Here is a 25,022-nt window from a genome sequence, read left to right on the forward strand (position 1 = left end):
ACCTCAGTCCTCCGAGCCAAGACGCCTTGAAACACGCGCCCTTACCTTTTCTCTAAGCGCTGAATCGCTGCGAGGGTCCATTCCCTCCGTAACGAACACTCTGTCCGTAAACCCATCGACGTCCTTCGCTAAGGTGATGAAGCTCCCGCTATCTCTCGCAGCCTTACTGAAGCCCAAAACAGAGCTCAACTCGGCCAACAGTGCATTCACGGCGGCGGCGTTCGGGTTGTCTTGCATGTGAGGCCTAACGTTGGAGGCCACCGGCACGCAGCAAGCGCCGCGCAGCGGCAACATGCTGCTGTGTGTCCGCGTAGGCCGACTGGTTAGGCTCAGGTTGTTCCCAAAGCATTTTCAATGATTGGCCAAGCGTTTTCACTTGTGCGCCTTCGCCTTCAAATAGAGGCCTTCACCGTATACCCCGGTGCCAGTGAAGCAGTAGCCTACCTCATAGACTTTCGCGGTTTTGTTCGTGAAAATGACTATCAAGGAACAGGAGTTTTCAGGGCTTGAGATAACCCCCGCACAGCGATCGCGTGTCAGAGATATCTCCCCATCTAGGTTGCCATACCGCGGTGCTCCGTCCGGTGCCATATTCCCAAGAACCTGCATTTCCACCTTCGCGGTTGCTGAACCATTGTCAGACTCAGTGGCTTCACCTACATGAATATACGACCCTCCCTTTCGGACATATCGTGCTCCATGAATGCAATCCTCCGCCAACACGTAACTTGAACAGAGTAGCAACGGCAGGGCTACAGCGACACCAAAAATTATGCGGAAGAGACGTGTCATCGCCTGAGCCTAACGTTGGAGTTGACCGGCATGAAGCGGCATCGCGCCGCGTGGCGCACGCTCACCAGCACGCCTGGTGGCGCAATGCCGCTGCGTGCCCGCGTCGAACGACCTGTTAGCCCTCATTGCTGCCATAGGAGAACAATGGTAACCAGGAAGGCGAGCGCGACGAACCCCATCGTCCCCCACCAGATGCGACGGTTACGCTTGGCGCAACGTTGGCAGGCTCGCGCAGCTGTCGCGAACTCTGGTCCGCCAGCGACACGAATCTCCGTCGACTCCATTGGGCGCAACTGAATGCCGCAGCGAATGCACTGCCAGGACGTCCTCACGTCTTTCGCCCGCCTATACACGCGCCTGTCCAAGGCGTAGACGGTGACCGCTACAGCCGCCAGTGCGAAGAGTGCCCAGTATTGCGAATCCATGAGGGCTAACGTTTGACGTGAGGGGCGGGCGACAGCTGGCGAAGCCAGATGTTGCACGTCCCCTCGATGGAAGGGTTAGGCCTCATCGCCCTGAACTCTAGCCAATTTCATACCGTGTGGCTCAAGAGCCGACATACGCCACGCTTCTCCACTAGGTGACTTCCACAGCTCTGCCCACGCTTCATTTGGGCGAACCCTCAGAACCTCAACACGCTTCAGATGGTGGCGCAGGAGCCAGAGGATGCGGTGGTAATCAGTGACTACGACCTCGTCCGAAGTCGGGATGCCGCCTGCTGCTGCGATCTTGCGATTCTTTTCAATGATGTGGGGGGGCGTTGCTCCAGTGGACAACATTGCGTAGAAACCTGTCCAAGCTTCCGGCTCTGGCCACTGTGCGATGTACGCGTGACGCTCCTCATCCGATAGCGCCTTGAACCACGGAATCCAACCATGTGCGTATGCCTCGCCGAACCCCATACGCCAGCCGATACTGCCCCAGGAAATATCTGGAAAAGCAATCCATAGCGGTCTCTGATCGTCCGGAGTCGTCATGTGAGGCCTAACGTTCGACATGAGCGGCATGACCCGGCTTGCCGGGGCATGTCCGTTCGATGGAGGGGTTAGGGCACATTGTGTCCGCCAACCTCGTTGTCTTCCCAAGCGGTGATGTCAAACCCAAGTGCGGCAAGAGCAGTGCGGGCATGTTGGCTGATTGCCAACCAAGTTTGGTTCTCCAGCAGGAGGGACCACGGCAGTTCTTCAAGAAGTTCACTCTGTTTCGAACGCAACAGGTTAGTGAGTTTGCCAAGCGCAGCTTTCGCTTCCGCGTTGAATGCCTGTGCTTCGGCGTTGAGAGAAACAGCAGGTGGGTCCCGCTCTTCAAGCTTCTCGACACACTCGCATGCCCACTGAAGTAGCTCGCTGGGTACGAGGTACTCCGAAGTGGTTGCGTTTCGGCCAAAGCGCTCCTGCACTCGCAACGATGCTATTGGTGCAAGACGAGACGTGAAGTAGTCGCTCATGTGCCCTAACGTAATGTATACCGCACAGTCTTCGATATAACATCGCGCCTGCGGTATAACCTGGCCACTGAAAATCCAGCCAAGTGCTTGTTATTAAAAGACTTATTGTCCATTTTGAGTTTCGCCCAGCTCGATAAAAAGGGACCAAACCCCGCAAGCCTATTCTAGGCGGACAGTGTGCTCGCAGCCTCCTCAATATGGACGAGCACAGGCCAAACAGCCGGCTCCGTTGAGTTTTACCATCCGCTTGGTGTCACGCTCGGGGCGCTCCCCAAGCGGTACCGCCAGCTGTGCGCCCAGCGCGGGCTGGAACCGGTCGCGACCTATGCCTTGCTGGCCCGCCAGTACGAGGCGCCCCGGCTCAAGGGCCCGCTAAACCTGGACGCGCGCCGCCGGGCGGGGTTTGACGAGGCGGAACTGGCTTTGCTGGGTTAAGAATAAAGTCTCCAAAACGCGGCGAATTCCTACACGCGCGGCTGCGGCAGGGATTTTCGAACGGCGCTAGACTGGAAATCTCTTGAAAAGGAGTTTGCGCATGATCCGGCACCTGGTTCCAGACATCCCATCGCAAATGCCGCGCCTGCCCGCGGACATCGCCCTTCAGCTGCCCCAGGGCCAGCGCCTGGGCTCGGCCAACGCGCCCGTCAAGCTCGCGTTTTCCCATTGGTCCAGCATTGCCCGCCTCAAGGCCGGCCAGATAGGCGCCCTGGCCGAAGACTATGTCGAAGGCAAGCTCCAGCTCGAGGGCGCCATGCGCGACGTGATGCGCGCGGTGACCAAGCTGCTGCCCGGCAACCCGGTGCAAAGCGACACCAGTTGGTGGTCCAGCCTGCTGCACCACGCCAAGTCCCTCGCCGCCCACACCCATGCCCGCGACGCGGCGCAGATCCAGTTCCACTACGACGTGTCGGACGCTTTTTACGCGCTCTGGCTGGACCCGCGCCGCGTCTACTCCTGCGCTTATTACCGCGATGCCTCCATGAGCCTGGCCCAGGCCCAGGAGGCCAAGCTGGACCACATCTGCCGCAAGCTCATGCTCAAGCCCGGCGAGCGCTTCCTGGACATAGGCGCCGGCTGGGGCGGTTTGCTGATGTGGGCCGCCGAGCACTACGGTGTCGACGCCACCGGCATCACCCTGTCGAAAAACCAGCATGCGCACGTGCAGCGGCTGATTGAAGAAAAAGGCCTGGGCGGGCGCGTGCGCATGGAGCTGCGCGACTACCGCGACCTGCCGGAGGACCAGGCCTTTGACAAAATTTCCTCGGTCGGCATGTTCGAGCATGTGGGCAAGGCCAAGATGACGGGTTACTTCCAGAAAATCATGCGCCTGCTGGCCCCCGGCGGCCTGGTCATGAACCACGGCATCACGGCCGGCGGCCTGGAAAACCGCCAGCTCGGTGCCGGCATGGGCGACTTCATCGAAAAATACATCTTCCCGGGTGGCGAGCTGATGCACGTCAGCGCCGTGCTGGAGCACATGTCGCGCGCCGGCCTGGAAATGGTGGACACCGAGAACCTGCGCCCGCACTACGCGCGCACGCTGTGGAACTGGTCCGACGGGCTGGAAGCCAGGCTGGACGAAGCCCGCCAGGTGCTGGCCCAGGACGGCGGCCCTGAGCGCGCCGAAAAAACCCTGAGGGCCTACCGGCTCTACCTGGCCGGCAGCGCCATGAGCTTCGAGCAGGGCTGGATTTCGCTGCACCAGATGCTGGCGACGCGGCCTTCAGGCGATGTGCACAACACGGTCGTCACCGGGGCCCAGTCCGGCTACCCCTTCAACCGAGACTACATGTACACCCCCGTCCAGGCTCACTCCGTGTAGCCTGTTCCCCCCCTCAAGGGGGCGGAGAAATTGGTACACCCCTGTCCAAGCTCACTTCGTGTAGCTCGTTCCCCCCTCAAGGGGGCGGCGCCTGGGGCCGGCGAAGCCGGACCCTCGGCCCCCACTGGTGAAAGACCTCCATCATCACTCGGCCTTGATGTTCGCGGCTTTGATGATGCGGGCATTGCCGGCCGACTCGGCGGCGATCTGGCGGGCAAAGTCCGCCGCGCTGCCGCCGGTCGGGACATTGTCGGCATCGAGCAGCTTCTTGCGCAGCTCGGGCGTGCGTAAAGCCAGGTTGATCTCGGTGTTGAGCCGCTGCAGCAGCTCCGCCGGCACCTTCGCCGGGGCGAACACCCCAAACAGCGAGCTCAGGTTGGCGGACGCCAGTCCCAGTTCGGCAAAGGTCGGCACCTGCGGCAAGGCCTCCACGCGCGCCGGCGCCCCCACCGCAATCGGCCGCAACTTGCCCGACTGGATGTGCTGCATCACGGTGCCGCTGAGGTTGGTGGAGACCAGTTCCACCTGCCCGCCCAACGCATCGGTGAGCTGCTGGCCGCCGCCCTTGTAGGGCACATGGGTGAATTCCACCTTGGCCCCGTGGCTGACCTGCTCGAGCACCAGATGGCCCACCGTGGCCAGCCCCGAGGTCGACCAGCGCAGGCCGCCCGGTTTTGCCCTGGCCGTCGCCAGCAGGTCCTTGAAATCCTTGCCCGCAAAGGCCGGCGTGGCCAGCAGCACCACGGGCGAATACATCACGCTGGCGACCGGGGCGATATCGCGGGCCGGGTCATAGGCCTGCTTGCCCAGGTGCGGGTTCAGGGCCAGCGGGCTGATAGACGAAAACCCGAGGGTGTAGCCGTCGGGTGCGGCCTTGGCCACCGCGTCCATGCCTATGCTGCCGCCCGCGCCGGCGCGGTTTTCAACCACCACCGGTGTGCCGAGCTGGACGGACAGCTTGTCGGCCAGGGCGCGCGCCACCGCATCGCTGATGCCGCCCGGCGGGTAGGCCACCACGATGCGCAGCGGGCGCGCCGGCCATGCCGGAGCCGGCTGGGCCAGGGCCGCGCCAAGCGGCGATAAAAGCACCAGCAGCGCGGCCGCGCGGCGCCGTCGAATCAGTCCTGACATAAAGCGTTCCAAAAGGTGAAGTGGGGGAAAATTTTCTGTCTAACCACGCGGGTGGTGCTGCGCATGCAGCGCCTTGAGCCGCTCACGCGCCACATGGGTGTAAATCGTGGTGGTGGAAATATCGGCGTGGCCCAGCAGCATCTGCACCGCGCGCAGGTCGGCGCCGTGGTTCAGCAAATGGGTGGCGAAAGCGTGGCGCAGGGTGTGGGGCGACAGCGGCGAATGGATGCCGGCCAGCCCAGCGTACTTCTTGACCAGCATCCAGAACATCACGCGGCTCATGCCCTTGCCGTGGCCGGTGACGAACAGGTCGTCGGTCTGCTGCCCGCCCAGGATGGCCGGCCGCGACTCAGCCAGGTAGTTGACGATCCATTCCCGCGCCACCTGGCCGAAGGGCACCAGGCGCTCCTTGCTGCCCTTGCCCATGACGCGCAGCACGCCCTCGTTGAGGCTCAGGTGAAAGGTCTTCAGGCCCACCAGCTCGCTCACACGCAGGCCGCTGGCGTACAGCAGCTCCAGCATGGCGCGGTCACGCAGCCCCAGCGGCGTGTTTTCATCCGGCGCGGCCAGCAGCGCTTCGACCTGGGCTTCGCTCAGCGTCTTGGGAACCCGCAGCGCCTGTTTGGCCGACTGCAGCTTGAGCGTCGGGTCCGCGTCTATCAGGCGCTCGCGCAGCGCCCAGCGGAAGTAGCGCTTGAACACCGTGAGGCGCCGGTTCGCCGAAGTCGCCTTGGTCGCGGCGTGCCGGGCGGAAAAATAGCGGTTGAGGTCGCTCTCGGCCGTAGCGTCCAGCGCGCGCGCGCCCTGCTCCTTCGTGCCCAGCCAGCCGGCGAACAAGGACAGGTCCCGGCGGTAGGCCGCCAGCGTGTTTTTCGAGAGGCCGTCCTCCAGCCACAGCGCATCGATGAACGCGTCTATGCTGGACTGGCTTTGTGCTTGCATGGGGCAACCATAACAAAAAAACCGCCGCGCAATTTCTCGCGCGGCGGCTTGTGGTGCTCAGACCTGATCGGACTCAGTCAAGCTTGAGCTTGGCTCCATCCACCACTTTTTTGTAGACCTCGAACTCGGCCTTGATCTGGGCCGTGAACTGCTCGGGCGTGTTGGCGATGATCAGCGAGCCCGTGTCTTCGATGCGTTTGCGCACGGCCGGGTCTTCCAGCGACTTCTTCACGCCGGCACTGACCTTGTCGACCACTTCCTTGGGCAGTCCCTTGGGGCCCAGGATGCCGTAGTAGGCCATGCGGTTCACCGGCTCCAGGCCGACCTCCTTGAAGGTCGGCACGTCCGGCAGCACGGCCAGGCGTTGCGGCGCGGCCACCACGATGGGGATCAAACGCTTTTGCTGGATGAAGGGCAGCGCGGAAGGAATGTTGTCAAAAATCATGGGGACCTGGCCGGCCACCGTGTCGTTCAGCGCCGGACCTGCGCCGCGGTAAGGGATGTGGGTCACAAAGGTGCCCGACATGCTCTTGAAAAGCTCCATCTGCAGGTGGCCTATGCCGCCCGTGCCCGAGGACGAGTAGGAGTACTTGCCGGGGTTCTTCTTGAGCTCGGCCAGGAACTCCTTGTAGTTGCGGGCCGGAAAGCTCGGGTGCACGGCGATGATGTTGGGCGTGGCCGCGATGTTGATGATGGGCGTGAAGTCCGTCAGCGTGTTGTACGGGATCTTGGGGTTGATGGCCGGGTTGGCCGCGGTGGTGGACACCGTGGCCACGCCCAGCGTGTAGCCGTCAGGGATGCTGCGCGCGATTTCCAGCGCGCCGACCACGCCGCCACCGCCCGCCTTGTTCTCAACGATGACGCTCTGGCCCAGGGCCTTGCCCAGCGGCTCGGCGATCACGCGGGCGACGATGTCGGTGGTGCCGCCGGGCGCGAAAGGCACCTGCAGCTTGACCACCTTGTTGGGGTAACCCTGCGCCAGTGCGGGGCCTGCGGCGGCGCCCAGCGCAAGCGCGGACAGCACGGAGTAGGCAAAGAGATAACGACGTTGCATGTTCAGGTCCTTACGGTAAAAACTAACTGCTGAAATGGTAATCGCAAGAACCAATCGCGCCAGTTGTGGATTACGCATAAGGGCAAACCCGAAGGGATTGCGGTTATTCTTGGGCCGGTGAACTACGCCCAGCTTCTTTTCCCCGACTTTTCACTCATCGTCTGCGGCTACCTGGTGTGCCGCTACACCGCCCTCGACCGCACGGTCTGGGAGAAGGTGGAAAGCCTGGTCTATTACTTTCTGTTTCCGGTGCTGCTGTTTCACTCCATCGTGAAGAGCCCGCTGGACCTGGGCGCCGCCTCCAGCCTGATAGGCGCCGGCCTGCTGACGGGCGTGGCCGGCATCGCCATGGCCTACAGCCTGCCGCACCTGCCCTGGCTGCGCCGCCATATCGATACGCGCGAGCACGCGGCCAGCGCGCAGGTGGCCTTTCGCTTTAACTCCTTCATCGCCCTGGCACTGGCCGACCGCCTGGCAGGCGCCCAGGGCCTGCAGCTGATCGCGGTGCTGATCGGCGTCTGCGTGCCGCTCTTCAACGTCGCCGCGGTATGGCCCATGGCAAGGCATGCCCAGCGCGGCTTCATGGGCGAGCTGGTGCGCAACCCGCTGATCGTGGCAACGGCCACGGGCCTGGTTGCCAACCTGCTGGGCTTCAACATCCCCGTCTGGCTGGAACCCACCGTCAACCGCATAGGCGCCGCCTCCCTGGCCCTGGGCCTGATGTCGGCGGGCGCCGGCATGCAGTTCGTCCACCTGGCGCAATCCAGGACCCTGACGGTGGCCGTGCTGTCCATACGCCACCTGCTGCTGCCCGTCGTGGCCCTGGGCCTGGCCAAGGCCTTCGGCCTGTCGCCGGTGCAGACCACCATATTGCTGGCCTTCTCTGCGCTGCCGACGGCCTCCAGCGCTTATGTGCTGGCCGCGCGCATGGGTTACAACGGCGGCTATGTGGCGGGCTTGGTGACCTTGTCGACCATGCTGGGGGTGCTGAGCTTGCCCTTTGCCCTGGCGGTGTTGCGCTAAGGTATTCGTTCCCGCTCTCGTTTTTGTCTTTCCCCTGGGGGCTGTGCCGGCCAAGCCCCGTCCCTCAGCGCCACTGGGTATACTAATGTAATAATTTGTAGCCCACAGGGCCAGACAACAACAGGGGGATCAGGGGATGGGAATTCGAAGCTCAATTGCGGCCTTGATCGTCATGGGCGTGGCGTGTTCGGGCGCCAGCGGCGGCCAGAACCTGTACAAATGCGGCGCGACTTTCCAGGACAAACCCTGCGACACGGAAGTCCAGAAAAAATACTCCTCTCTGACCGGTTCTTTCAGCAAGGAACAGGTCAACGCCACAGCCGACGCGCAGTGCGCCGACAGGGGCGTGCGCGCCCTGCCCTTCATCCAGGCGCGGACCCGGCAGGAGACCCTGGAAAGCCTGCACGCCGCCATTGACGCCAAACCCATCGCAAGGCTGGAGAAAATCAAGGAAAAGGATTTGGCGTCCGCGGTTTTCGCCAAAAAAGGCAGCCCCGTGGAAATCCGGGCCGCCATCGAAACGGAGTGCATGGACAACATACCGGCCTCCACCAGGACCCGCGCCCCGTCCACATACGCGACATATCCCGCCTCTCCCTATCCCGAAAGCAACGCACGGCAGGCCGCAGCCGAAAGGCGTGCCGAGGCAGCCGCGGCAAGAGCGGCCGCCGCGGCCGAGCGCGCGTCGCGCCGCTATTGAACCCAGCATCCCCTGCCGCAGGGGCAACAACAACGCCAAATCAACAGGAAGCCCATGAAGTCCGCCTATCTAGTTCTGGGAGTGCCGGGAAACGCCAGCCGGGAAGACATCGAAGCGGCTTTTGAAAAAGCCAAGAGTTTTTACTCTCCTGCCAGGCTTGCGGAAGACCCGAAAGCCCTTGATAAATTCCTTGAGGTCAAAACCGCGCACCAGATCCTGCGTGACGAAGAGTCCAGGGCCGCGCATGACCGCAAGTTGAGCAGTGCGCAAGCCAGCACGCCAGCCGCGCGCGTGGACAGATCGCTCAGCGTGAAGCCGGAGGCTTCATGGCCTGTGCGGGCGCTGCCCATCCTGCTGGCACTGGTCCTCTTGATCTTCGCAACGACCTACTACGTCAGCTACAAGCGGGAAGCCGCGCGAAAAGCGCAGGCCGCCCTGGAACTTCAACTGAAAGCCCAGGCGGAAGAAGAAGAAAAGAAAGAAGCGGCTCGACTCGCCGCCGAGGAAGCCAGCCGGCAGCAGCTCGCCAGGCGCGCGGAGCAGCAGGAGCGCCAGTTCCGCCAGGAAAGCGAACGGGCGATCAGCAATGCACGTTACTCGGAAGCACAGCGCAGCTACCAGGAGACACAGCGGGCAAGCATCGAGCAGCGGGACGCCCAGCGCAAGGACTATGAGGCCCGAACGCGCGAGCAAAACGAGGCCAGGGCGGCAGAACAGCGCCTTGCCAGGGACAAAGCCCGTATTCGCGAGCTGTGCTACCAGAACTACCGACGCCCCGACTGCTGAGGCGTTCTTGCGGAGTCGAAGGCCTCAGGAAGCGTTCTTCTTCTCGATGAACTCACCCATCCGGCTCATCAAGCGCCACCACTCCGACCCATCCTCGCGATAAACCCGTATCGCCCCCGCCCGCACCAGGATCTTGCGCAGCTCGTCTTCGTCAAAGCCGCCCAGGTGCATCTGCAATGTGTCAAAGGAGCGGTCGGTGTAGCCCTTGTGGCTCAGGAAGTGGCGGGCCGTCTCCTCGGCCATGAACTCGGTCTTGTGCTGCTCGCGCGCCAGCGCCAGCTGGTGTTTGTGCAGCTGGCGGTTCAGGAAAAAAGTGATGCCGCCGCCGACGACCGCGCCAAACAGCGAAGCCAGCGCGCCTGAAATTGTGGGGTCCATGGGGGTGTCCTTTCATGCACGGGGCATATTAGCGAATGTCTTTGTTCATTGGGCCAGGGCCCACTCGATGTGTTCCCCGACCAGCGCGCTGCCATCGGCGGCGCGCGCGCGCAGGGCCTCGCGCAAGGGCAGCCCGGCCGCCGCATCAAGCACACGCAGCGCATTGCCCATGGCCACCGCGATGTTGCGCAGCCAGCGCTCGTGGCCTATGCGCCGTATCGGGCTGCCTTCGGTGAAACGCAAAAAAGCCTCTTCGCTCCAGCCGAATAGCGTCACCAGCTGCTGCCCCGTCAGGCCTTGGCGTTCGTCGAAGTCGGGCAAGGCGCTGCGCTGGGCGAATTTGTTCCAGGGGCAGACCAGCTGGCAGTCGTCGCAGCCGTAGATGCGGTTGCCCATGAGCGAACGCAGCTCCAGTGGTATAGGGCCTGCGTGTTCGATCGTCAGGTAGGAAATGCAGCGCCTGGCGTCGAGCTTGTGCGGCGCGATGATGGCCCGCGTGGGGCAGACATCGATGCAGGCCTGGCAGCTGCCGCAATGCGGCGCCACCGGCTCGCTGGGCGGCAAGGCGATGTCCACATAGATTTCACCGAGGAAGAACATGGAGCCGGCTTCGCGGTTGAGCAGCAGGGTGTGCTTGCCGCGCCAGCCCTGGCCGCTGCGGGCTGCGAGCTCCGCCTCCATCACGGGCGCGGAATCGGTGAAAGCCCGGTGGCCCAGCCGCTCCACATGCTCCGAGATGCGTTCGCTGAGCTTTTGCAGGCGGCCGCGCATGATCTTGTGGTAGTCACGGCCGCGCGCATAGACCGACACAATGCCCTCGGCGGGCCGCTCCAAGCGGCTGAACTCCAGGGCCTGCCACTCGCCAGGGCCGGTGGGCGTAGCTGCCGGCAGGTAGTTCATGCGCGCCGTGATGACGCTGACCGTGCCGGGGACCAGTTCGGCCGGCCGGGCGCGTTTGAGCCCGTGCGCGGCCATGTAATGCATGTCGCCGTGAAAGCCCGCCGCCAGCCAGGCCGATAATCCGGGTTCAGCCGAGGAGAGGTCGACGCCGGCGATGCCGATTTGCGAAAATCCAAGCTCGCGCGCCCAAGCCTGAATTTGAGAAACGAACTGATGACTGTTCAAAGCGTTGCTGGCGGACACCCGCCGATTGTAAAAAACATTAGCTGGCTGGACGAGGAGGCCACGGCCGATTTCGCGCGGGCCCTGGCAAAGCACCCCGCCATAGGCCGCGCGCTGATCGAACTGCAGGGCGACCTGGGGGCCGGCAAAACCACCTTTGTGCGCCACCTGCTCAAGAGCCTGGGTGTGCAGGGCCGCATCAAGAGCCCCACCTATGCGGTGGTCGAGCCTTACACGCTGGCCGCGGCCGGGCCGGATGCAGGCCAAAATGGCGGCATGAACATCTGGCATTTTGATTTCTACCGCTTCAACGACCCGCGCGAGTGGGAAGAAGCCGGCTTTCGCGACATCTTCGCGGCCACCGGCCTCAAGCTCGTCGAATGGCCCGAGAAAGCCGGGCCGCACCTGCCGCAACCCGACCTGCTGCTGCGCCTGGAAGTGCTGCCGGACGACAGCCGCGCCGTCACCCTGACGGCCCACACGCCCACCGGCGCGGAACTGCTCGCATGAAGCGCCCCACCCTGAGCCGCCGCGGCGCCCTGCAACTGGGCAGCGTGGTGCTGTTGCTGGGCGTGCAGCACATCGCGCGCGGCGCCACCATCGTGGCCGTGCGCGTCTGGCCGTCCAAGGACTACACGCGGCTCACCATCGAGTCGGACGGTGAAATCAAGGCCCGGCAGTTTTTTGTCGCCGAGCCGCCCCGGCTGGCGGTGGACATCGAGGGCATAGACCTGATTCCGGCGCTGCGCGAGCTGGTGGCCAAGGTCAAGTCCGACGACCCGAACATCTCGGGCATACGCGTGGGGCAAAACGCCCCCGGCGTGGTGCGGCTGGTGATAGACCTCAAGCAACCCATACAGCCGCAGGTGTTCACCCTGCCGCCCGTGGCCGCCTACCAGTACCGGCTGGTGTTCGACCTGTATCCGACACAGGTCGCCGACCCGCTCGAGGCCCTGATCGCCGAGAAGCTTGCCGACCGGCAATCCGCCGCCGCGCCGCCACCGGCCGGCGACCCTATTGCCGACCTGATCGCACGGCAATCGGGCAAGCAGGCCGACAGCAAGCCGCCACCGCCGGCAGCCGTCGCGGAAAAGGACAAGGACAAATCCCCAGGGCCGGCGGTAAGCCCGGGCGTCGCCAGACCCGCACCGGAGGCGGCCGCCACCGCGAAGAACGGCAAGACCGACCGCCTCGTCATCGTGGCACTGGACCCTGGCCATGGCGGCGAAGATCCGGGCGCCGTCGGTCCCGGCGGCACGCGCGAAAAAGACGTGGTGCTGCAGATCGCGCACCGCCTGCGCGACCGCATCAACCAGCAGCCCAATATGCGTGCCTACCTCACGCGCGACGCCGACTTCTTCGTGCCGCTGCATGTGCGCGTGCAAAAAGCGCGGCGCGTGCAGGCCGACCTTTTCATCAGCATCCATGCCGACGCCTTTTTCACGGCGCGGCCGCAGGGCGCCAGTGTCTTCGCGCTCAGCGAAAAAGGCGCCTCCAGCAGCGCGGCGCGCTGGATCGCCGACAAGGAAAATTCGGCCGACCTGGTGGGCGGCATCAACGTCAAGGCCAAGGACGCCCAGGTGCAAAAAGCCCTGCTGGACATGAGTACCACGGCGCAGATCAATGATAGCCTCAAGCTCGGCAGCGCCATGCTGGGCGAGATCGGCAACGTCGGCAAGCTGCACAAGCCCAAGGTTGAACAAGCCGGCTTCGCCGTCCTGAAGGCGCCCGACATTCCCAGCGTGCTGGTGGAGACCGCCTTCATCAGCAACCCCGACGAGGAAGCCAGACTGCGCAGCGAGGACTACCAGGTCCAGCTGGCCGATGCCCTGATGCGCGGCATCACGCGCTACTTCGCGCGCAACCCGCCGCTGGCCCGCAACCGCGCCGTCTAGGCCCTCCTTGGCGCACGCCGATGCGCCAAAACTGAATACAAAAGGCCGCAGCGAGCCGACAGCTCGCGGCGGCCTTCTCCTACAGCCTTGCGGCAACAGCCCTCCTACATTGAAGCCACAGGCAAGCCGGGGCACGTTCATAAGCTGAAGGCCACAGCAAGAGCCTGGAACTCCTAGCAAAGGCAAACAACATGAATACGAAACTGATGATCCCGGTCGCGGTGGCGGCACTGATAGGCCTGGGAGGCTGCAGCACCAGCCCGACGAATGCGCAGATAGGCACCGGCGTTGGCGCCGTGGCCGGCGGCCTGGTGGGCAATGCCGTCTTCGGCAGCACCCTGGGCACCGTGGGCGGCGCGGCCGCAGGTGCGCTGATCGGTAACGAGGTCGGCAAAAAACGCTGACCCCGCACCCGCCCTGTTCAAGCGCCTGGTTTAAGCCCCAGGCCTTGTCATACCGGGTAGATCAGCGAGTTGAGGATCATCTCGCTGTCGTACACACAAAGACGGCTCCTGAATTTCAGTGAGCCGTCTTTTTGCGTGAGCTCGTCGATATAACGGCCCACGTTGTAGACCTCGCTCACGCTGCCCGGCTTGGTGCGGAACACCGCATAGTTGGCCTCGGCGCGTATGGCATCGCCCTCCTGCGAAAGAATGCGCGCCGGGCTCACGACGTGGCGCGTGTAGTACGGCCCGTGGTAAATCGTCTGCGTGACGCCGTACACCCGGTCCTTCATCATGCCGCGGCTTTCCAGCGCCATCAGCGCCAGCGGCAGGCCGCGGTCGAAATTCTCGCGGGCCTGCACCTTGTAGCGGCCGTCTTCCACAAAAAATTCCGGCCATTCCTCAAAGCGCTTTTCATCGAGTGCCGCCGCATAGTCCGCGTTGAGCCGGTCCACCTGCATTTGCAGCAGCAGGCGCTGCATTTGTTCGATCGCCGTCATAGTTCCATGACTTTCTTCCAGTAGGCATACATGCTGCGGATCAGGGTTTCGGTGACCATGTGCTCGGTCATCTCGGTGCCCGTGCCGCCCAGCTCGCACAGCGTGGCGCCCTCGCCGGCCTGGGTAAAACCGGCCTGGCTGAACTCGATCACCTCGCCGTCGTCGGCGCTGACAAAACCCGCCGGGCCGAACAGGTTGGCCTGCCGCAGGCGGCGCTGCGTCATCTCGGGCGTGTCGTCGGCAAAGCCGAAATGCGTCCAGATGAAATCGAATTCGCCCTGGCCGCGCGGCACGATGTGGCGGGTGCTCAGCGAATTGACCTGCTGCTGGATGATCAGGCTGGGAAACAGCGTGATCATGGTGACGGTGGGCGTGATGTCGCTGCCCGGGTTGGCCGGGTCGGCCACCTTCCACCAGGGCTCGGGCACCACGTCCAGCAGGCGGTCGTCGTGCAGCGCCATATTGCCCTTGAAAGAGGTCACGCCCTCGGTCACGGCCGCGTTCTGCCCGCCTTCGTTGCGGCGCGAAATCATCACCGCGTGGCGGCCATGAGCGTCCATCACCATGCGGCTTTTCTGGTCGGCGCGCCACAGGCCGAAGGTCACGAACCAGGTGTGCAGCAGGCCGGGGTGGTAGGGGTCCTTGATATTCTCCATCATCAGCTTCCAGTTGCCCGGGATGCGCTGGCGGTTGTAGCCCAGCAGGGTCAGCTTGCGCGCGCCCTCGGGGCCCTTGAAGATGCGATCCAGCCAGGGCATGAGCTGCGGGCCCAGGTAGTCTTCGAGCGGCTCGGCGTCCTCGCTGAAAGTGGCGAACACCAGGCCGTGCAGCAGCGCCACGCGCAGCTTGGTCAGGCCGTGGTCCTTGAGGTCAAAGCCTTCGGGCATGCCGCCGTTGACGCAGTCGCCCTCCTTCACGCCGTCCTTGAAGGGCAGGCCCGCGAGGTCGCCGTTGAGCTTGTAGGTCCACTGGTGGTAAGGGCAGACAAAGCTGCGCGCATTGCCCTGGGGGTTCTGGCAAAAGCGCACGCCGCGGTGGGCGCAGCGGTTTTCCACCACGCGTATGCCGTGGTCGGTGGCGCGGTCCTTGGGCGCGATGCGGTCGCGCACCATCAGCACCTGGCGCTCGCCCACGTGGCTGAGCTTGTAGTCGCCGACGTTGGGAATCTCGGCCTCAAGCCCCACGTAGCACCAGTGCGCGCCGTAAAAAACTTTCTCCAGCTCGCGCTGGTAGAGCTGGGCGTCGGTATAGGCCCAGAAAGGGACGCGGCTGGAGCCGGGCTCGCCCCAGCGAGACAGGGTTTGAGGTGCGTTCATCTGTGTGTCTCCGGGTCGTCTTTCCCTGATTTTTTCAGCACGGCATCGGCCCAAGCTGTCAGTCAAACAGGCAGCTGGCCTGCTCAACCCTGGCCCGTACCTGCGCTTCGGTCGGAGGCACGCAGCCGCGCCGCAAGACACACAGGCTGGCGCTGGCCACCGCATGGGCCAGCAAGCTGCGCCCCGCATCGTCGGGCAGCGCCAGCAAGGCGCGGGCGCCGCCCGCACCGGTTTTCCGCGCGAGCAAGGCGGCCATGAAGCCGGCGAGAAAACAGTCGCCCGCGCCCACGGTATCCACCACCGCCAATGGCCGGGATTCGCGGGCGCGCCACTGCCGGCCGTCGCGCGCCAACAGGCAAGCCCCCTGCGGCCCCAGAGTCAAAACCAGCAAGGCCGCGCCGCTCACGTCCAGCAGGTGCCGCGCCCGGGCAACCGCATCCGCGCCGGACACCTGCAGGTTGTCCAGGTCTTCATCGCTGGCCTTGACCACATCGGCGTGCTGCAGCGCGGCGTGCACGTTGCGCCTGTAGGCCGGCAGGTCCGGCATGGCCGACGGCCGCAGGTTCGCATCCACCACCACCACATTGCCGGCCTGGTGCTGGGCACGCAGCCATGGCAGGTAGCGGCCGGCATCATCGGGCGCAAGGGCCAGAGCGCCGGTGCACACCATCTGCAGCGCGGGAACGCGATGGCATGACTGGATCAGGCTGTCCGCCGTGACCGCTCGGTCCGCCACATCCTGCCGGTAAAAAGCGTAGTCGGGGTGGCCGGTGTCATCCAGCCCCACCACGGCCAGCGAGGTGCTTTGCGCCACGGGCTGCGGACTGGCCAGCCGCACACCATCACCGGCCAGCGTGGCGGCCAGCCGGCGGCCAAAACGATCACGCGACAAAGGATTGAGGTACAGGGTATTGACGCCCTGCAGCGCCAGTGCGCGCGACAGGTTAAAAACCGCGCCGCCCGGGCAAGCTTCATAACGCCCGTCCGGTTGGGCAATCAGGTCAATCAACGCCTCGCCGGCGGTCGCAACCTGCACGGCGGCAAGGTCCAGGGAAGTGATGCTCATTGGGGTCTTCCTGCCGGCCGCAAAACGCTTCAGGCGCCGGCGCTACCGGCCTTGCGCCTGGATTTCCAGGCACCAAATATGACGATCAGGCCGGGCACCAGGATCAGGGCCCAGATGATCTTGTCGAGATGGGTCTTCACAAAGGGAATGTTGCCGAAGAAATAGCCCACCGTGACGATGCCGCCCACCCACAGGGCGCCGCCCACGAGGTTGAACAGCGTGAATTTGCTGCGCGTCATCTCCGACACCCCGGCCACAAAGGGCGCGAAGGTACGCAGAAAGGGCATGAAGCGCGCGGCGATGATGGTGATGCCGCCGTAGCGCTCATAAAACGCGTGGGCCTGGTCAAACGCTTTTTTGTTGAACCAGCGCGAGTTTTCCCACTGGAAGACCTTGGGCCCCAGGGCGCGGCCTATGCTGTAGTTGCACTGGTCGCCCAGCACGGCCGCCACGAACAGCAGCCCCACCGCGAGCGGAAAGCTCATCAGGCCCACGCCGCACATGGCGCCCACCACAAAGAGCAGCGAATCGCCCGGCAGGAAAGGCATGACGACCACGCCGGTTTCCACAAAAATAATGATGAACAACAAGGCGTAAACCCAGGCACCGTGGCTGGTGACGAAGGCCTCCAGGTGCTTGTCGACGTGGAGAATGAAATCGATGAGAAAGGCGGCTAGTTCCATGCCCCGATTCTGACAGGTGCGCCGACCCGGCTTTGGCGGCTCAGCGTCCGCCGGCGCGCGTCATCACATGCACCAGCCCCTTGCCGGGTACATAGATATAGCCGTAACTCAGGCCGCCGCTGGTTTTCCAGCCGTACTGCAGCGCGCCGGGCACGCCCTCATAGGTGCAGGAGAGTTTTTCAATTTCCAGGGTCGTGGTTTCCTGCCGCGGCCCGCGCGGCGAAAAATAGGTGGTGCTGTAGCGCCGCACCTGGCCTTGCGACCAGCTACCCACGGGGAACTTGCCTTCGTTGCTGGCGTTGCCGAAGCGCTGGTCGTAGACGCGGCCTATGGCCGTGCGGTCCGGTGTCAGGGCGAAGCGCTCATGGGCACGCGGCACCTTGCGTTCGTAGACTTCCTGGCCTTCCCAGGACAGGGGCCCCTTGAGCGCGGCCTCGCCTTTTCCCAGGGAACCATCGGGCAGCTCGTCGACAAAAGGATAGACCCGGTCCACCGGCGCGAACACCAGCTCGCGCGACTCGGTGATCGGGTTGCCGGTCAGCAGCTCCACCGGCACAAAGCGCTCCTTGACGCTTTCATCCTGCACGCACACCGGGGCACCCGGGGCTTGCGCCATGGCCGCTGGGCCCGCCAGCAGCAGAGTTGCGAGGGCCGCGAAACCGAGGGTTTTGAGGGGCATGGTTTTGAGCATGAAGAAAACGGAAACAGAATATTACAAGCCTCGCGGACTGCGGGTTTGCGTCCTGCTTCCGGCTGAAAAATGGGTGACACCCTAAAATCCTTGGCATGAGCCTTGCCACCACCCGCCGCCCCATCCGCGAACTGCCCGATGAACTGATCAGCCAGATTGCCGCCGGCGAAGTCGTGGAGCGGCCGGCTTCGGTGGTGCGCGAACTGGTGGACAACGCGCTGGACGCGGGCGCCACCCAGGTCACGGTGCGTTTGCTGGCCGGCGGCGTGCGGCTGATCCTGGTGGAGGACGACGGCTTGGGCATTCCGCGCGAGGAACTGCCGGTGGCCCTGAGGCGCCACGCGACCAGCAAAATCGCCTCGCTGCAGGACCTCGAAGCCGTGGGCACCATGGGCTTTCGCGGCGAGGCGTTGGCCGCCATCAATTCCATCGCCGATATGAGCCTGCTGTCCCGCACCGAGGACAGCGAACATGCCTGGCAGCTGGACGGCCGCACCGGTGAACTCAAGCCCGCCGCGCGCAGCCGCGGCACCAGCGTGGAAGTGCGCGAGCTGTTTTACGCCACGCCGGCGCGCCGCAAATTCCTCAAAACCGATGCCACCGAACTGGCCCACTGCATAGAAGCCGTGCGCCGCCACGCGCTGGTGCGGCCCGATGTCGGTTTTGCCATCTGGCACGAGGGCAAGCTGGTCGAACAATGGCGCGCCGCCAGCGGCGACAAGGCCCATGAGCAGCGCCTGGCCGATGTGCTGGGCAGCGAGTTCGTCGAGCAGTCGGTTACCGTGAATTACGAAAGTTCGGCCCTGCGCCATGACGGCCGGCCCGCCGTGCGCGTCTGGGGTGTGGCCGGCATCCCCGATGCCGCCCGCTCGCGCGCCGACCAGCAGTTCGCCTATGTCAATGGCCGCTATGTGCGCGACAAGGTGCTGACCCACGCGGCGCGCAGCGCCTATGAGGACGTGCTGCACGGCCACCGCCAGCCGGTCTATGCGCTGTATGTCGAGATAGACCCGAGCCGCGTGGACGTGAACGTGCACCCGACCAAGATAGAGGTGCGTTTTCGCGACAGCCGCGAGGTGCACCAGGCGGTGCGCCATGCGACCGAAAACGCGCTGGCGATTCCGCGCTCCTCCGCCACCGCCGATGCGGCCCTCGCCGCGGCCGCGGCGGTGCCTGCGGAAGTTTCCGCGGGGCAGCAGGCTTTTTCGCGCCAGGGATGGGCGCAGCCCAGCATGAATTTCGCCGGCAACAGCGGCCTTGGTAGCCATGGCGGCAAAGGCGGCAGCCGGGTTTCCGACTTTGAGGCCATGTGGCCGGCGCCGGCGCAGTCCGGTGAAGGCCGCACGCAGGCAAACGGCGGTTTGGCGCCTGCCTCTTCGTATGCCCCGGCGCCCGCCCCCACCAACGGCGCGGCAAACCCCGCGGATGCCGTGCCACTGCCCCCCGGCGACTGGCCGCTGGGCCGGGCCATTGCCCAGCTGCAGGGCATTTATGTGCTGGCCGAAAACACCCAGGGCCTGGTCATCGTGGACATGCATGCGGCCCACGAGCGCATTGTTTACGAGCGACTGAAAACCCAGATGGACGGCGGCGAAGGCGCCAGCCTGGCCAGCCAGCCGCTCTTGATCCCCGCCACCTTTGCCGCCAGCCCGCAGGAAGTCGCCACGGCCGAGGCCTGCGCCCAGACCCTGGCAATGCTGGGCCTGGAGATCACGCCTTTTTCACCCAAGACCCTGGCGGTGCGCGCCGTGCCCACCAGTCTGGCGCAGGGCGACGCGGTGGAGCTGGCGCGCAGCGTGCTGGCCGAACTGGCGCAGCACGACGCCAGCACCGTGATCCAGCGCGCGCAGAACGAGCTGCTGTCGACAATGGCCTGCCACGGCGCGGTGCGCGCCAACCGCAAGCTCACGCTGGACGAGATGAACGCGCTGCTGCGCCAGATGGAAGCCACCGAGCGCTCCGACCAGTGCAACCACGGCCGGCCGACCTGGCGCCAGGTCAGCATCAGGGAACTGGACGCATTGTTCATGCGCGGACGCTGACGCCGCACGTAACGCCGCGCGCAAGCGTGAGGATTGCACGCCGCGGGCTGTTACATCTAGGGCAAACACCAGCGTCCAGAACTTTTGGGACGCGGTGTACTCAGTCATGACCATGAAACGCTGGCACCTTTTCGCAAGTTTCGGCACGGCGCTGGCCCTGCTGGCCGGCTGCGCCACCCTCGACGAAAAGCAGCGCGCCTGGATCTTCCAGCCCAGCGACCGCACCTGGAGCGGCGGCGCCGCCGCGGCGGTGGGCATGGACGATGTCTGGATAGACTACACCGCCGCCGGCGACCACCCGGTCCGCCTGCATGGCCTCTGGCTAGCCAGCGACAGGCCCAATACCGAAGATTCCGCGAAAGCCCCGGTGCTGCTCTACCTGCACGGCGCGCGCTACAACGTCACCGGCTCCGCGCCGCGCATGCGCCGCATGCAGGAGCTCGGCTTTTCGGTGCTGGCCATCGACTACCGCGGTTTCGGCAAAAGCACGCAGGAGCTGCCTTCCGAAAAATCCGCCTACGAAGACGCCCGCGCCGCCTGGGACTGGCTGGCGAAAAAATACCCGGACCGGCCGCGTTATATCTTCGGCCACTCGCTGGGCGGGCCCATCGCCATCAACCTGGCGACCGAAGTCAACGACGAGCGCGGCACCATCGTCGAAAGCACCTTCACCTCGATCGCCGACGTGGTGAGCAGTTCCCAGTGGGGCTGGATGCCGGTGTCGCTGCTGATCACCCAGCGCTTTGAGGCCGTGCGCAAGGTGGACAAGATAGGCTCGCCGCTGCTGGTGGTGCACGGCGACGAGGACCGGTTGATACTGCCCGACCTGGGGCGCAAGCTCTATGACGCCGCTGCGCAACCCAAGCAGTTCGTGCTTGTGCCGGGCGGTTCGCACCACAATGCCAACCTGGTCGGACTGCCGCAGTACCGGCAAGCGCTGGCGCAGCTGTTCGACCTGAAATAAGCCCACGGGAAGAACTCGGTGGTCTGCGACACCTGGCCACCGCCAAAATCTTGATCAAAAAGTGGTATTACCATTGTTGGATAGGCAGTAATTTTTTAAAAATAGGTATTTTTAACTTACACACAACATGTAGCTGCATGTAACATCCCTTTTCGAAAACTCCAAAAATCGAGAGGGATCTATGCGCCAACTCCTGGTAATCCGCAGGTTGCCTGCCTTCAACTTGCTGGCGCTTGCCCTGCCGTTATTGGCGTCAGCCCCCCTGCACGCCCAGACAGCCGCAACCACGGCGATGCCCGCGCTCGCAAAATTCAATGGGGCGGACACGGCTTGGATGCTGATCTCCACCGTACTGGTGCTGCTGATGACCATTCCCGGCATCATGCTGTTCTACAGCGGGATGATGCGAGCCAAAAATGCCCTGTCCATCGTGGCGCATACCTTTGCGGCCACAACGGTCGTCACGCTGGTATGGGCGGGCATTGCCTACTCGCTGGCATTCACACCCGGCAATCCCTGGATCGGGGACATGAGCCGCGCGCTCAGCGACGGGCTGCTGGGCGCCAAGGTCGGTGCGCACCTTTCGGCCCCCACCGTGCCGGAATCCGCTTTTTTCATGTTCCAGCTGGCATTCGCCATCATCACCTTCGCGCTGATCATCGGCGCCACCGTGGAACGCATGCGCCTGAGCGCCACCATCTTCTTCGCGGCCTTCTGGACCATACTGGTCTATGCCCCGGTAGCGCACTGGATCTGGCAACCCACCGGCTGGCTCGCCGCCATGGGGCATATGGATTTTGCGGGCGGCACGGTGGTGCACATCGCCGCCGGCGCCAGTGGCCTGGTAGCCGCCAAGGTGGTTGGCCCGCGCAAGGGCTTCGGGACCGAGCCCATGGTGCCGCACAACCTGCTGGTGACCATCATCGGCGCCGGGCTGTTGTGGGCCGGCTGGTTTGGCTTCAATGCGGGCTCGGCCTTTGAGGCCAGTTCGCGCGCCGTGGGCGCCTTGCTGGCCACCCAGGTGGCCGCCTGCGTCGGCGCCTTCATGTGGGGCATCTGCGAATACGTCCAGCGCGGAAAGTTCAGCGTGCTGGGCATGGCCACGGGCGCCATTGCCGGCCTGGTCGCCATCACGCCGGCATCCGGTTTTGTCGGCGTCCTAGGCGCATCGGTGCTGGGCGCGGCGGGGGGTGTCGGCTGTTTCCTCGCGGTGACCCGTTTCAAGCGCGCGACAGGGATTGACGATTCGCTCGATGTATTTGCACTGCATGGCGTGGGCGGGTTCATAGGCACAGTCCTGACGCCGGTCTTTGCACTCAAGGAAATTGCGCCCGTCACTGCGACCGTTCTGACCAATCTCATGGGAGCCTGCGCCGTTGCGGCCTACGCGGCCTTCATGACCTGGCTGATCCTGCTGGTGGTCAAGCCTCTGGCCGGCCTTCGCGTGAGCGCGGAAGAGGAACAACTGGGGCTGGACCTCGCCCAGCACGGTGAAATGATTTCAGGCGCCTGAGCCCCTGAATCAACACAGTACAGCATGCAGCTCACCATGAATCCGCCGGATTCCGACCTCATGACCTACGCAGTGCGCATGGTTATTCCCATGAAGCGGGAGTTCGGACGCTCACTGAACGTCCACCAATTCCTGCACGACCTGCCCTACGCCACCGAAGTCATTCAGGAGGCACTGAAAAGCAAGGACGAGCGCCTGCGCGGTTATGCCGCTTATGCGCAGACCAAGATTTTCGGCCCTCGCGGCGGTGAACCTTTGCCGCCAAGCGCTTCCGGCGCGGCCGAAGCCTTGCCGGCAGCACCAGCGGCAAGTGAAACGGAAATCAGCGAAGACCTACGGGCCAAGGCCATCGCCCGGTACAAGTCGGGCCTGCGCTGAAACGCGGTGGCGGCCGCGCTGCCGCACCGGCGTTTGTCTGATACGCTCAGTTGAATGGATGTTTCCGTTTCGAAGACCCCGGCGCCTGCCATGCCGGCCGGCCTGGTCGTATTGATCCTCTCAATGCTGCTGGGCATACAGCCCGTCACCACCGACCTCTACCTGCCGGCCCTGCCCGCGCTCACCGAAGGCTTCGACGCGCCCATGTCGCAGGCCCAGCTCACGCTGAGCGCGCTGCTGCTGGCCTTCGGCTCCTCGCAGCTGATCTGGGGGCCGCTGTCCGACCGCTTCGGCCGCAGGCCCATCCTGCTGTGGGGCCTGTCGGCCTACACCCTGGCCTCGGTCGGCAGCACCTTCGCGCCTTCGATGCTGTTGCTGATCGTCTGGCGCGTCGTCCAGGGCGCGGCCATGGGCGCGGTGGTGATGTGTGCGCGCGCCATCGTGCGCGACCTGTACCAGCCGCTCGAAGGCGCGCGTGTCATGTCCAAAGGCCTGAGCGGCCTGGGCGTGCTGGCCTGCGTCAGCGCGCCACTGGGCGGCCTGCTGTCAGAGCTTTATGGCTGGCGCATCGCGCTGGCGGCGCTGGCCGTGTTCGGCGCAGCCACGCTGGCCCTGGTCGGCCTGCGTTTTGAGGAATCGCTGGCGCAGAAAAATTCGCTGGCCCTGCGCCCCGGCACGCTGCTGCGCACCTGGCTCACCATCCTGCGCCATCCCACCTTCCTGGCTTTTTCGGCCCTCACCGCGGCCTCCTACGGCGGGCTGTTCACTTTCCTTGCGACCTCCTCCTTCGTTTTCATCAAGGTGCTGGGCCTGAGCAAGACGGGCTACGGCCTGGTGATGTTTTCTATGTGTTTTTGCTACCTTGCCGGCACCTTCATCTGCCGGCGCCTGCTGCCGCGCTTCGGCGTACGCCGTTCGGTGGCGATTGCCGCCTGCCTGAGCCTGACGGGCGGCACCACCATGGGCGTGCTGGCCTGGGCCGGCGTGCAAAACGTCTGGGCCATCATGCTGCCCTACTACCTCTTCATGCTGGGCCACGGCGTGCACCAGCCCTGCGGCCAGAGCGGCGCGGTCGGCCCCTTCCCGCAGGCGGCCGGCGCGGCTTCGGCGCTCAACGGCTTTTTGATGATGCTGGTGGCCTTCGGCATGGGCGGCTGGCTGGGCACCCACATGGACGGCACGGTGCGGCCCTTGACGCACGGCGTCTGGTTCTGGAGTGTCTTGATCGCCACGACGGCCTGGACGGTGGTGCGCAAATACGGCGAGCCGGCGCATGAGGCCGCCGCGAGAAAACCGTGAACCTTCCCTGCATCTGCATCGCCGGCCCCACCGCATCGGGCAAGACGGCCGCCGCGATGGCGATCACGCAACACCATGAGGCCGAGATCGTCAGCGTCGACTCGGCCCTGGTCTACCGCGGCATGGACATAGGCACGGCCAAGCCCACGCGTGATGAACTCGCGGCCGTGCCGCACCACCTGATCGACATCCGCGACCCGCTGCAGGCCTACAGCGCCGCCGAGTTCGTGGCCGACGCCGGCCGCCTGATCGCGGACATCCGGGCGCGCGGCAAGCTGCCGCTGCTGGTGGGCGGCACCATGCTGTATTTCAAGGCCTTGTTCGACGGCCTGGACGACATGCCCAAGGCCGATGCCGCCGTGCGCGCCGCGCTGGCCGATGAAGCCGCCGCGCGCGGCTGGCCCGCGCTGCATGCCGAACTCGCGCGCGTGGACCCGGCCACGGCCGAACGGCTGGCGCCCAACGACTCGCAGCGCATCTCGCGCGCGCTGGAGGTGTTCCGCGTCTCGGGCAAGCCGCTGTCTTTTTTCCATGCGCAAGGCGCGGCCCGCAAATCCACCGCCGGCACCGCAGAAGCCTTCACCCTGATCTCGCTGGAACCGCAAGACCGCGCCTGGCTGCATGAACGCATCGCCCAGCGCTTTGACGCCATGCTGGCGGCCGGTTTCCTCGACGAAGTCAAAACCCTGCGCGCGCGCGGCGACCTGAACCGCGACCTGCCGTCCATGCGCTGCGTCGGCTACCGCCAGGCCTGGGAAGCGCTGGACGGCGACTACCCGATGGGGGAGCTGCGCGACAAGGGTGTTTTCGCCACACGCCAGCTGGCCAAGCGCCAGATCACCTGGCTGCGCTCCATGCCGCAGCGCCAGGTGGTGGCCTGCGACGGCGGGCAGCCGGTGGCGCAAGTGCTGCAAGCCATCGCGCACAGCCTGGACACGGCCGCCGCACGCCCGACACGCCCGGCTTGATCGCCGCATCCATAGCTGCAAGAATGGGGCGCGCCTGCCCCCTGAGGTAACAAGCGCACCCGTCTCG

Annotated in this window: 25 protein-coding genes and 1 pseudogene; 14 read left to right on the forward strand and 12 right to left on the reverse strand. The window is 64.7% G+C overall.

Translation table 11 applies throughout. The features are described from left to right. Window positions 1-1,292: 1,292 nt before the first annotated feature. Both AC1DUN_RS08000 and AC1DUN_RS08005 read right to left on the reverse strand, forming a co-directional pair. Complete coding sequence (locus tag AC1DUN_RS08000; RefSeq protein ID WP_477713495.1) at window positions 1,293-1,769, reverse strand: hypothetical protein; 477 nt, start codon at window positions 1,767-1,769, stop codon at window positions 1,293-1,295. A 68-nt stretch (window positions 1,770-1,837) separates the two neighbouring features. Further along, entirely contained in the window at window positions 1,838-2,239 is a 402-nt protein-coding gene (locus tag AC1DUN_RS08005; RefSeq protein ID WP_477713496.1) for a hypothetical protein, read from the reverse strand. A gap of 279 nt (window positions 2,240-2,518) precedes the next feature. Here AC1DUN_RS08005 and AC1DUN_RS08010 point away from each other — a divergent pair. Beyond that, window positions 2,519-2,674 (forward strand): annotated as a pseudogene (locus AC1DUN_RS08010) (DUF455 family protein); the annotation flags it as partial. Window positions 2,675-2,774: 100 nt separating this feature from the next. Then, window positions 2,775-4,061: a class I SAM-dependent methyltransferase gene (locus tag AC1DUN_RS08015; RefSeq protein WP_477713497.1), complete on the forward strand. Its 1,287-nt coding sequence runs from the start codon at window positions 2,775-2,777 to the stop codon at window positions 4,059-4,061. 144 nt (window positions 4,062-4,205) lie between these two features. Here the strand turns inward: AC1DUN_RS08015 and AC1DUN_RS08020 are convergent, their stop codons facing one another. The 3 genes from AC1DUN_RS08020 to AC1DUN_RS08030 all read right to left on the reverse strand — a co-directional run bounded on the left by AC1DUN_RS08020 (window position 4,206) and on the right by AC1DUN_RS08030 (window position 7,188). Then, entirely contained in the window at window positions 4,206-5,192 is a 987-nt protein-coding gene (locus AC1DUN_RS08020) for a Bug family tripartite tricarboxylate transporter substrate binding protein (protein WP_477713498.1), read from the reverse strand. Window positions 5,193-5,231: 39 nt separating this feature from the next. Further along, complete coding sequence (gene xerD, locus AC1DUN_RS08025; protein WP_477713499.1) at window positions 5,232-6,134, reverse strand: site-specific tyrosine recombinase XerD; 903 nt, start codon at window positions 6,132-6,134, stop codon at window positions 5,232-5,234. Between the two features lie 73 nt (window positions 6,135-6,207). After that, on the reverse strand, window positions 6,208-7,188 hold the full coding sequence (locus AC1DUN_RS08030) for a tripartite tricarboxylate transporter substrate binding protein BugE (protein WP_477713500.1): 981 nt from the start codon (window positions 7,186-7,188) through the stop codon (window positions 6,208-6,210). Between the two features lie 117 nt (window positions 7,189-7,305). Between AC1DUN_RS08030 and AC1DUN_RS08035 the strand changes: the two genes are divergently transcribed. From AC1DUN_RS08035 to AC1DUN_RS08045, 3 genes are all read left to right on the forward strand, one after another. Next, window positions 7,306-8,211: an AEC family transporter gene (locus tag AC1DUN_RS08035; protein WP_477713501.1), complete on the forward strand. Its 906-nt coding sequence runs from the start codon at window positions 7,306-7,308 to the stop codon at window positions 8,209-8,211. 136 nt (window positions 8,212-8,347) lie between these two features. Next, the gene (locus AC1DUN_RS08040; protein ID WP_477713502.1) at window positions 8,348-8,911 is read left to right on the forward strand and encodes a hypothetical protein; all 564 of its coding nucleotides are present in this window, start codon (window positions 8,348-8,350) and stop codon (window positions 8,909-8,911) included. Window positions 8,912-8,965: 54 nt separating this feature from the next. Continuing rightward, the gene (locus AC1DUN_RS08045; protein ID WP_477713503.1) at window positions 8,966-9,697 is read left to right on the forward strand and encodes a J domain-containing protein; all 732 of its coding nucleotides are present in this window, start codon (window positions 8,966-8,968) and stop codon (window positions 9,695-9,697) included. A 24-nt stretch (window positions 9,698-9,721) separates the two neighbouring features. Here AC1DUN_RS08045 and AC1DUN_RS08050 read toward each other — a convergent pair whose 3' ends face one another. Together AC1DUN_RS08050 and queG are read right to left on the reverse strand one after the other, a co-directional pair. Further along, window positions 9,722-10,075: a hypothetical protein gene (locus AC1DUN_RS08050; protein ID WP_477713504.1), complete on the reverse strand. Its 354-nt coding sequence runs from the start codon at window positions 10,073-10,075 to the stop codon at window positions 9,722-9,724. A gap of 45 nt (window positions 10,076-10,120) precedes the next feature. Further along, entirely contained in the window at window positions 10,121-11,173 is a 1,053-nt protein-coding gene (queG, locus tag AC1DUN_RS08055) for a tRNA epoxyqueuosine(34) reductase QueG (RefSeq protein ID WP_477713722.1), read from the reverse strand. A gap of 15 nt (window positions 11,174-11,188) precedes the next feature. Here queG and tsaE point away from each other — a divergent pair, with 15 nt between their 5' ends. The 3 genes from tsaE to AC1DUN_RS08070 all read left to right on the forward strand — a co-directional run bounded on the left by tsaE (window position 11,189) and on the right by AC1DUN_RS08070 (window position 13,496). Next, window positions 11,189-11,707, forward strand: coding sequence for a tRNA (adenosine(37)-N6)-threonylcarbamoyltransferase complex ATPase subunit type 1 TsaE (gene tsaE / locus AC1DUN_RS08060; protein WP_477713505.1), 519 nt, complete (start codon window positions 11,189-11,191; stop codon window positions 11,705-11,707). Then, window positions 11,704-13,092 (forward strand): N-acetylmuramoyl-L-alanine amidase, encoded by a 1,389-nt coding sequence (locus AC1DUN_RS08065; RefSeq protein WP_477713506.1) that lies wholly within the window; start codon window positions 11,704-11,706, stop codon window positions 13,090-13,092. Before tsaE ends, AC1DUN_RS08065 begins: the two co-directional genes overlap by 4 nt. A gap of 191 nt (window positions 13,093-13,283) precedes the next feature. Then, window positions 13,284-13,496: a glycine zipper 2TM domain-containing protein gene (locus AC1DUN_RS08070; protein WP_477713507.1), complete on the forward strand. Its 213-nt coding sequence runs from the start codon at window positions 13,284-13,286 to the stop codon at window positions 13,494-13,496. A 47-nt stretch (window positions 13,497-13,543) separates the two neighbouring features. On the opposite strand, the gene AC1DUN_RS08075 is transcribed toward AC1DUN_RS08070, so the two are convergent. From AC1DUN_RS08075 to AC1DUN_RS08095, 5 genes are read right to left on the reverse strand one after another with little or no spacing between them, the layout of a single operon-like run. Continuing rightward, entirely contained in the window at window positions 13,544-14,017 is a 474-nt protein-coding gene (locus AC1DUN_RS08075; protein ID WP_477713723.1) for an aromatic-ring-hydroxylating dioxygenase subunit beta, read from the reverse strand. Between the two features lie 14 nt (window positions 14,018-14,031). Continuing rightward, complete coding sequence (locus AC1DUN_RS08080) at window positions 14,032-15,351, reverse strand: SRPBCC family protein (RefSeq protein WP_477713508.1); 1,320 nt, start codon at window positions 15,349-15,351, stop codon at window positions 14,032-14,034. Between the two features lie 58 nt (window positions 15,352-15,409). After that, on the reverse strand, window positions 15,410-16,417 hold the full coding sequence (locus tag AC1DUN_RS08085) for a PfkB family carbohydrate kinase (protein ID WP_477713509.1): 1,008 nt from the start codon (window positions 16,415-16,417) through the stop codon (window positions 15,410-15,412). Between the two features lie 29 nt (window positions 16,418-16,446). Continuing rightward, window positions 16,447-17,100 (reverse strand): VTT domain-containing protein, encoded by a 654-nt coding sequence (locus AC1DUN_RS08090; RefSeq protein WP_477713510.1) that lies wholly within the window; start codon window positions 17,098-17,100, stop codon window positions 16,447-16,449. A 40-nt stretch (window positions 17,101-17,140) separates the two neighbouring features. Then, window positions 17,141-17,779: a hypothetical protein gene (locus tag AC1DUN_RS08095; protein WP_477713511.1), complete on the reverse strand. Its 639-nt coding sequence runs from the start codon at window positions 17,777-17,779 to the stop codon at window positions 17,141-17,143. A 107-nt stretch (window positions 17,780-17,886) separates the two neighbouring features. Here AC1DUN_RS08095 and mutL point away from each other — a divergent pair, with 107 nt between their 5' ends. The 6 genes from mutL (at window position 17,887) to miaA (ending at window position 24,955) form a co-directional block, all read left to right on the forward strand. Then, window positions 17,887-19,833 carry a DNA mismatch repair endonuclease MutL gene (gene mutL, locus AC1DUN_RS08100; protein WP_477713512.1) on the forward strand — a complete coding sequence of 649 codons (1,947 nt, stop codon included), beginning with the start codon at window positions 17,887-17,889 and terminating at the stop codon, window positions 19,831-19,833. A gap of 112 nt (window positions 19,834-19,945) precedes the next feature. Further along, entirely contained in the window at window positions 19,946-20,797 is an 852-nt protein-coding gene (locus AC1DUN_RS08105) for an alpha/beta hydrolase (RefSeq protein WP_477713513.1), read from the forward strand. A 334-nt stretch (window positions 20,798-21,131) separates the two neighbouring features. Further along, the gene (locus tag AC1DUN_RS08110; protein ID WP_477713514.1) at window positions 21,132-22,310 is read left to right on the forward strand and encodes an ammonium transporter; all 1,179 of its coding nucleotides are present in this window, start codon (window positions 21,132-21,134) and stop codon (window positions 22,308-22,310) included. Window positions 22,311-22,334: 24 nt separating this feature from the next. Further along, window positions 22,335-22,688 (forward strand): hypothetical protein, encoded by a 354-nt coding sequence (locus tag AC1DUN_RS08115; RefSeq protein ID WP_477713515.1) that lies wholly within the window; start codon window positions 22,335-22,337, stop codon window positions 22,686-22,688. Window positions 22,689-22,742: 54 nt separating this feature from the next. Next, a complete protein-coding gene (locus tag AC1DUN_RS08120) occupies window positions 22,743-23,987 on the forward strand; it encodes a multidrug effflux MFS transporter (protein ID WP_477713516.1) in 1,245 nt (414 codons plus the stop codon). Beyond that, window positions 23,984-24,955: a tRNA (adenosine(37)-N6)-dimethylallyltransferase MiaA gene (miaA, locus tag AC1DUN_RS08125; protein ID WP_477713517.1), complete on the forward strand. Its 972-nt coding sequence runs from the start codon at window positions 23,984-23,986 to the stop codon at window positions 24,953-24,955. The genes AC1DUN_RS08120 and miaA overlap by 4 nt, the downstream gene beginning before the upstream one ends. Window positions 24,956-25,022: the final 67 nt, after the last annotated feature.

The sequence above is a fragment of the Polaromonas sp. P4_F6 genome (genome assembly GCF_056401275.1).

Coding starts and splice junctions, on each gene's coding strand:
- AC1DUN_RS08000 (WP_477713495.1), bottom strand. CDS start 1,769: ATGACGACTCCGGACGATCAGAGACCGCTATGGATTGCTTTTCCAGAT.
- AC1DUN_RS08005 (WP_477713496.1), bottom strand. CDS start 2,239: ATGAGCGACTACTTCACGTCTCGTCTTGCACCAATAGCATCGTTGCGA.
- AC1DUN_RS08015 (WP_477713497.1), top strand. CDS start 2,775: ATGATCCGGCACCTGGTTCCAGACATCCCATCGCAAATGCCGCGCCTG.
- AC1DUN_RS08020 (WP_477713498.1), bottom strand. CDS start 5,192: ATGTCAGGACTGATTCGACGGCGCCGCGCGGCCGCGCTGCTGGTGCTT.
- xerD (WP_477713499.1), bottom strand. CDS start 6,134: ATGCAAGCACAAAGCCAGTCCAGCATAGACGCGTTCATCGATGCGCTG.
- AC1DUN_RS08030 (WP_477713500.1), bottom strand. CDS start 7,188: ATGCAACGTCGTTATCTCTTTGCCTACTCCGTGCTGTCCGCGCTTGCG.
- AC1DUN_RS08040 (WP_477713502.1), top strand. CDS start 8,348: ATGGGAATTCGAAGCTCAATTGCGGCCTTGATCGTCATGGGCGTGGCG.
- AC1DUN_RS08045 (WP_477713503.1), top strand. CDS start 8,966: ATGAAGTCCGCCTATCTAGTTCTGGGAGTGCCGGGAAACGCCAGCCGG.
- AC1DUN_RS08050 (WP_477713504.1), bottom strand. CDS start 10,075: ATGGACCCCACAATTTCAGGCGCGCTGGCTTCGCTGTTTGGCGCGGTC.
- tsaE (WP_477713505.1), top strand. CDS start 11,189: ATGACTGTTCAAAGCGTTGCTGGCGGACACCCGCCGATTGTAAAAAAC.
- AC1DUN_RS08065 (WP_477713506.1), top strand. CDS start 11,704: ATGAAGCGCCCCACCCTGAGCCGCCGCGGCGCCCTGCAACTGGGCAGC.
- AC1DUN_RS08070 (WP_477713507.1), top strand. CDS start 13,284: ATGAATACGAAACTGATGATCCCGGTCGCGGTGGCGGCACTGATAGGC.
- AC1DUN_RS08075 (WP_477713723.1), bottom strand. CDS start 14,017: ATGCAGCGCCTGCTGCTGCAAATGCAGGTGGACCGGCTCAACGCGGAC.
- AC1DUN_RS08080 (WP_477713508.1), bottom strand. CDS start 15,351: ATGAACGCACCTCAAACCCTGTCTCGCTGGGGCGAGCCCGGCTCCAGC.
- AC1DUN_RS08085 (WP_477713509.1), bottom strand. CDS start 16,417: ATGAGCATCACTTCCCTGGACCTTGCCGCCGTGCAGGTTGCGACCGCC.
- AC1DUN_RS08090 (WP_477713510.1), bottom strand. CDS start 17,100: ATGGAACTAGCCGCCTTTCTCATCGATTTCATTCTCCACGTCGACAAG.
- AC1DUN_RS08095 (WP_477713511.1), bottom strand. CDS start 17,779: ATGCCCCTCAAAACCCTCGGTTTCGCGGCCCTCGCAACTCTGCTGCTG.
- mutL (WP_477713512.1), top strand. CDS start 17,887: ATGAGCCTTGCCACCACCCGCCGCCCCATCCGCGAACTGCCCGATGAA.
- AC1DUN_RS08105 (WP_477713513.1), top strand. CDS start 19,946: ATGAAACGCTGGCACCTTTTCGCAAGTTTCGGCACGGCGCTGGCCCTG.
- AC1DUN_RS08110 (WP_477713514.1), top strand. CDS start 21,132: ATGCTGATCTCCACCGTACTGGTGCTGCTGATGACCATTCCCGGCATC.
- AC1DUN_RS08115 (WP_477713515.1), top strand. CDS start 22,335: ATGCAGCTCACCATGAATCCGCCGGATTCCGACCTCATGACCTACGCA.
- AC1DUN_RS08120 (WP_477713516.1), top strand. CDS start 22,743: ATGGATGTTTCCGTTTCGAAGACCCCGGCGCCTGCCATGCCGGCCGGC.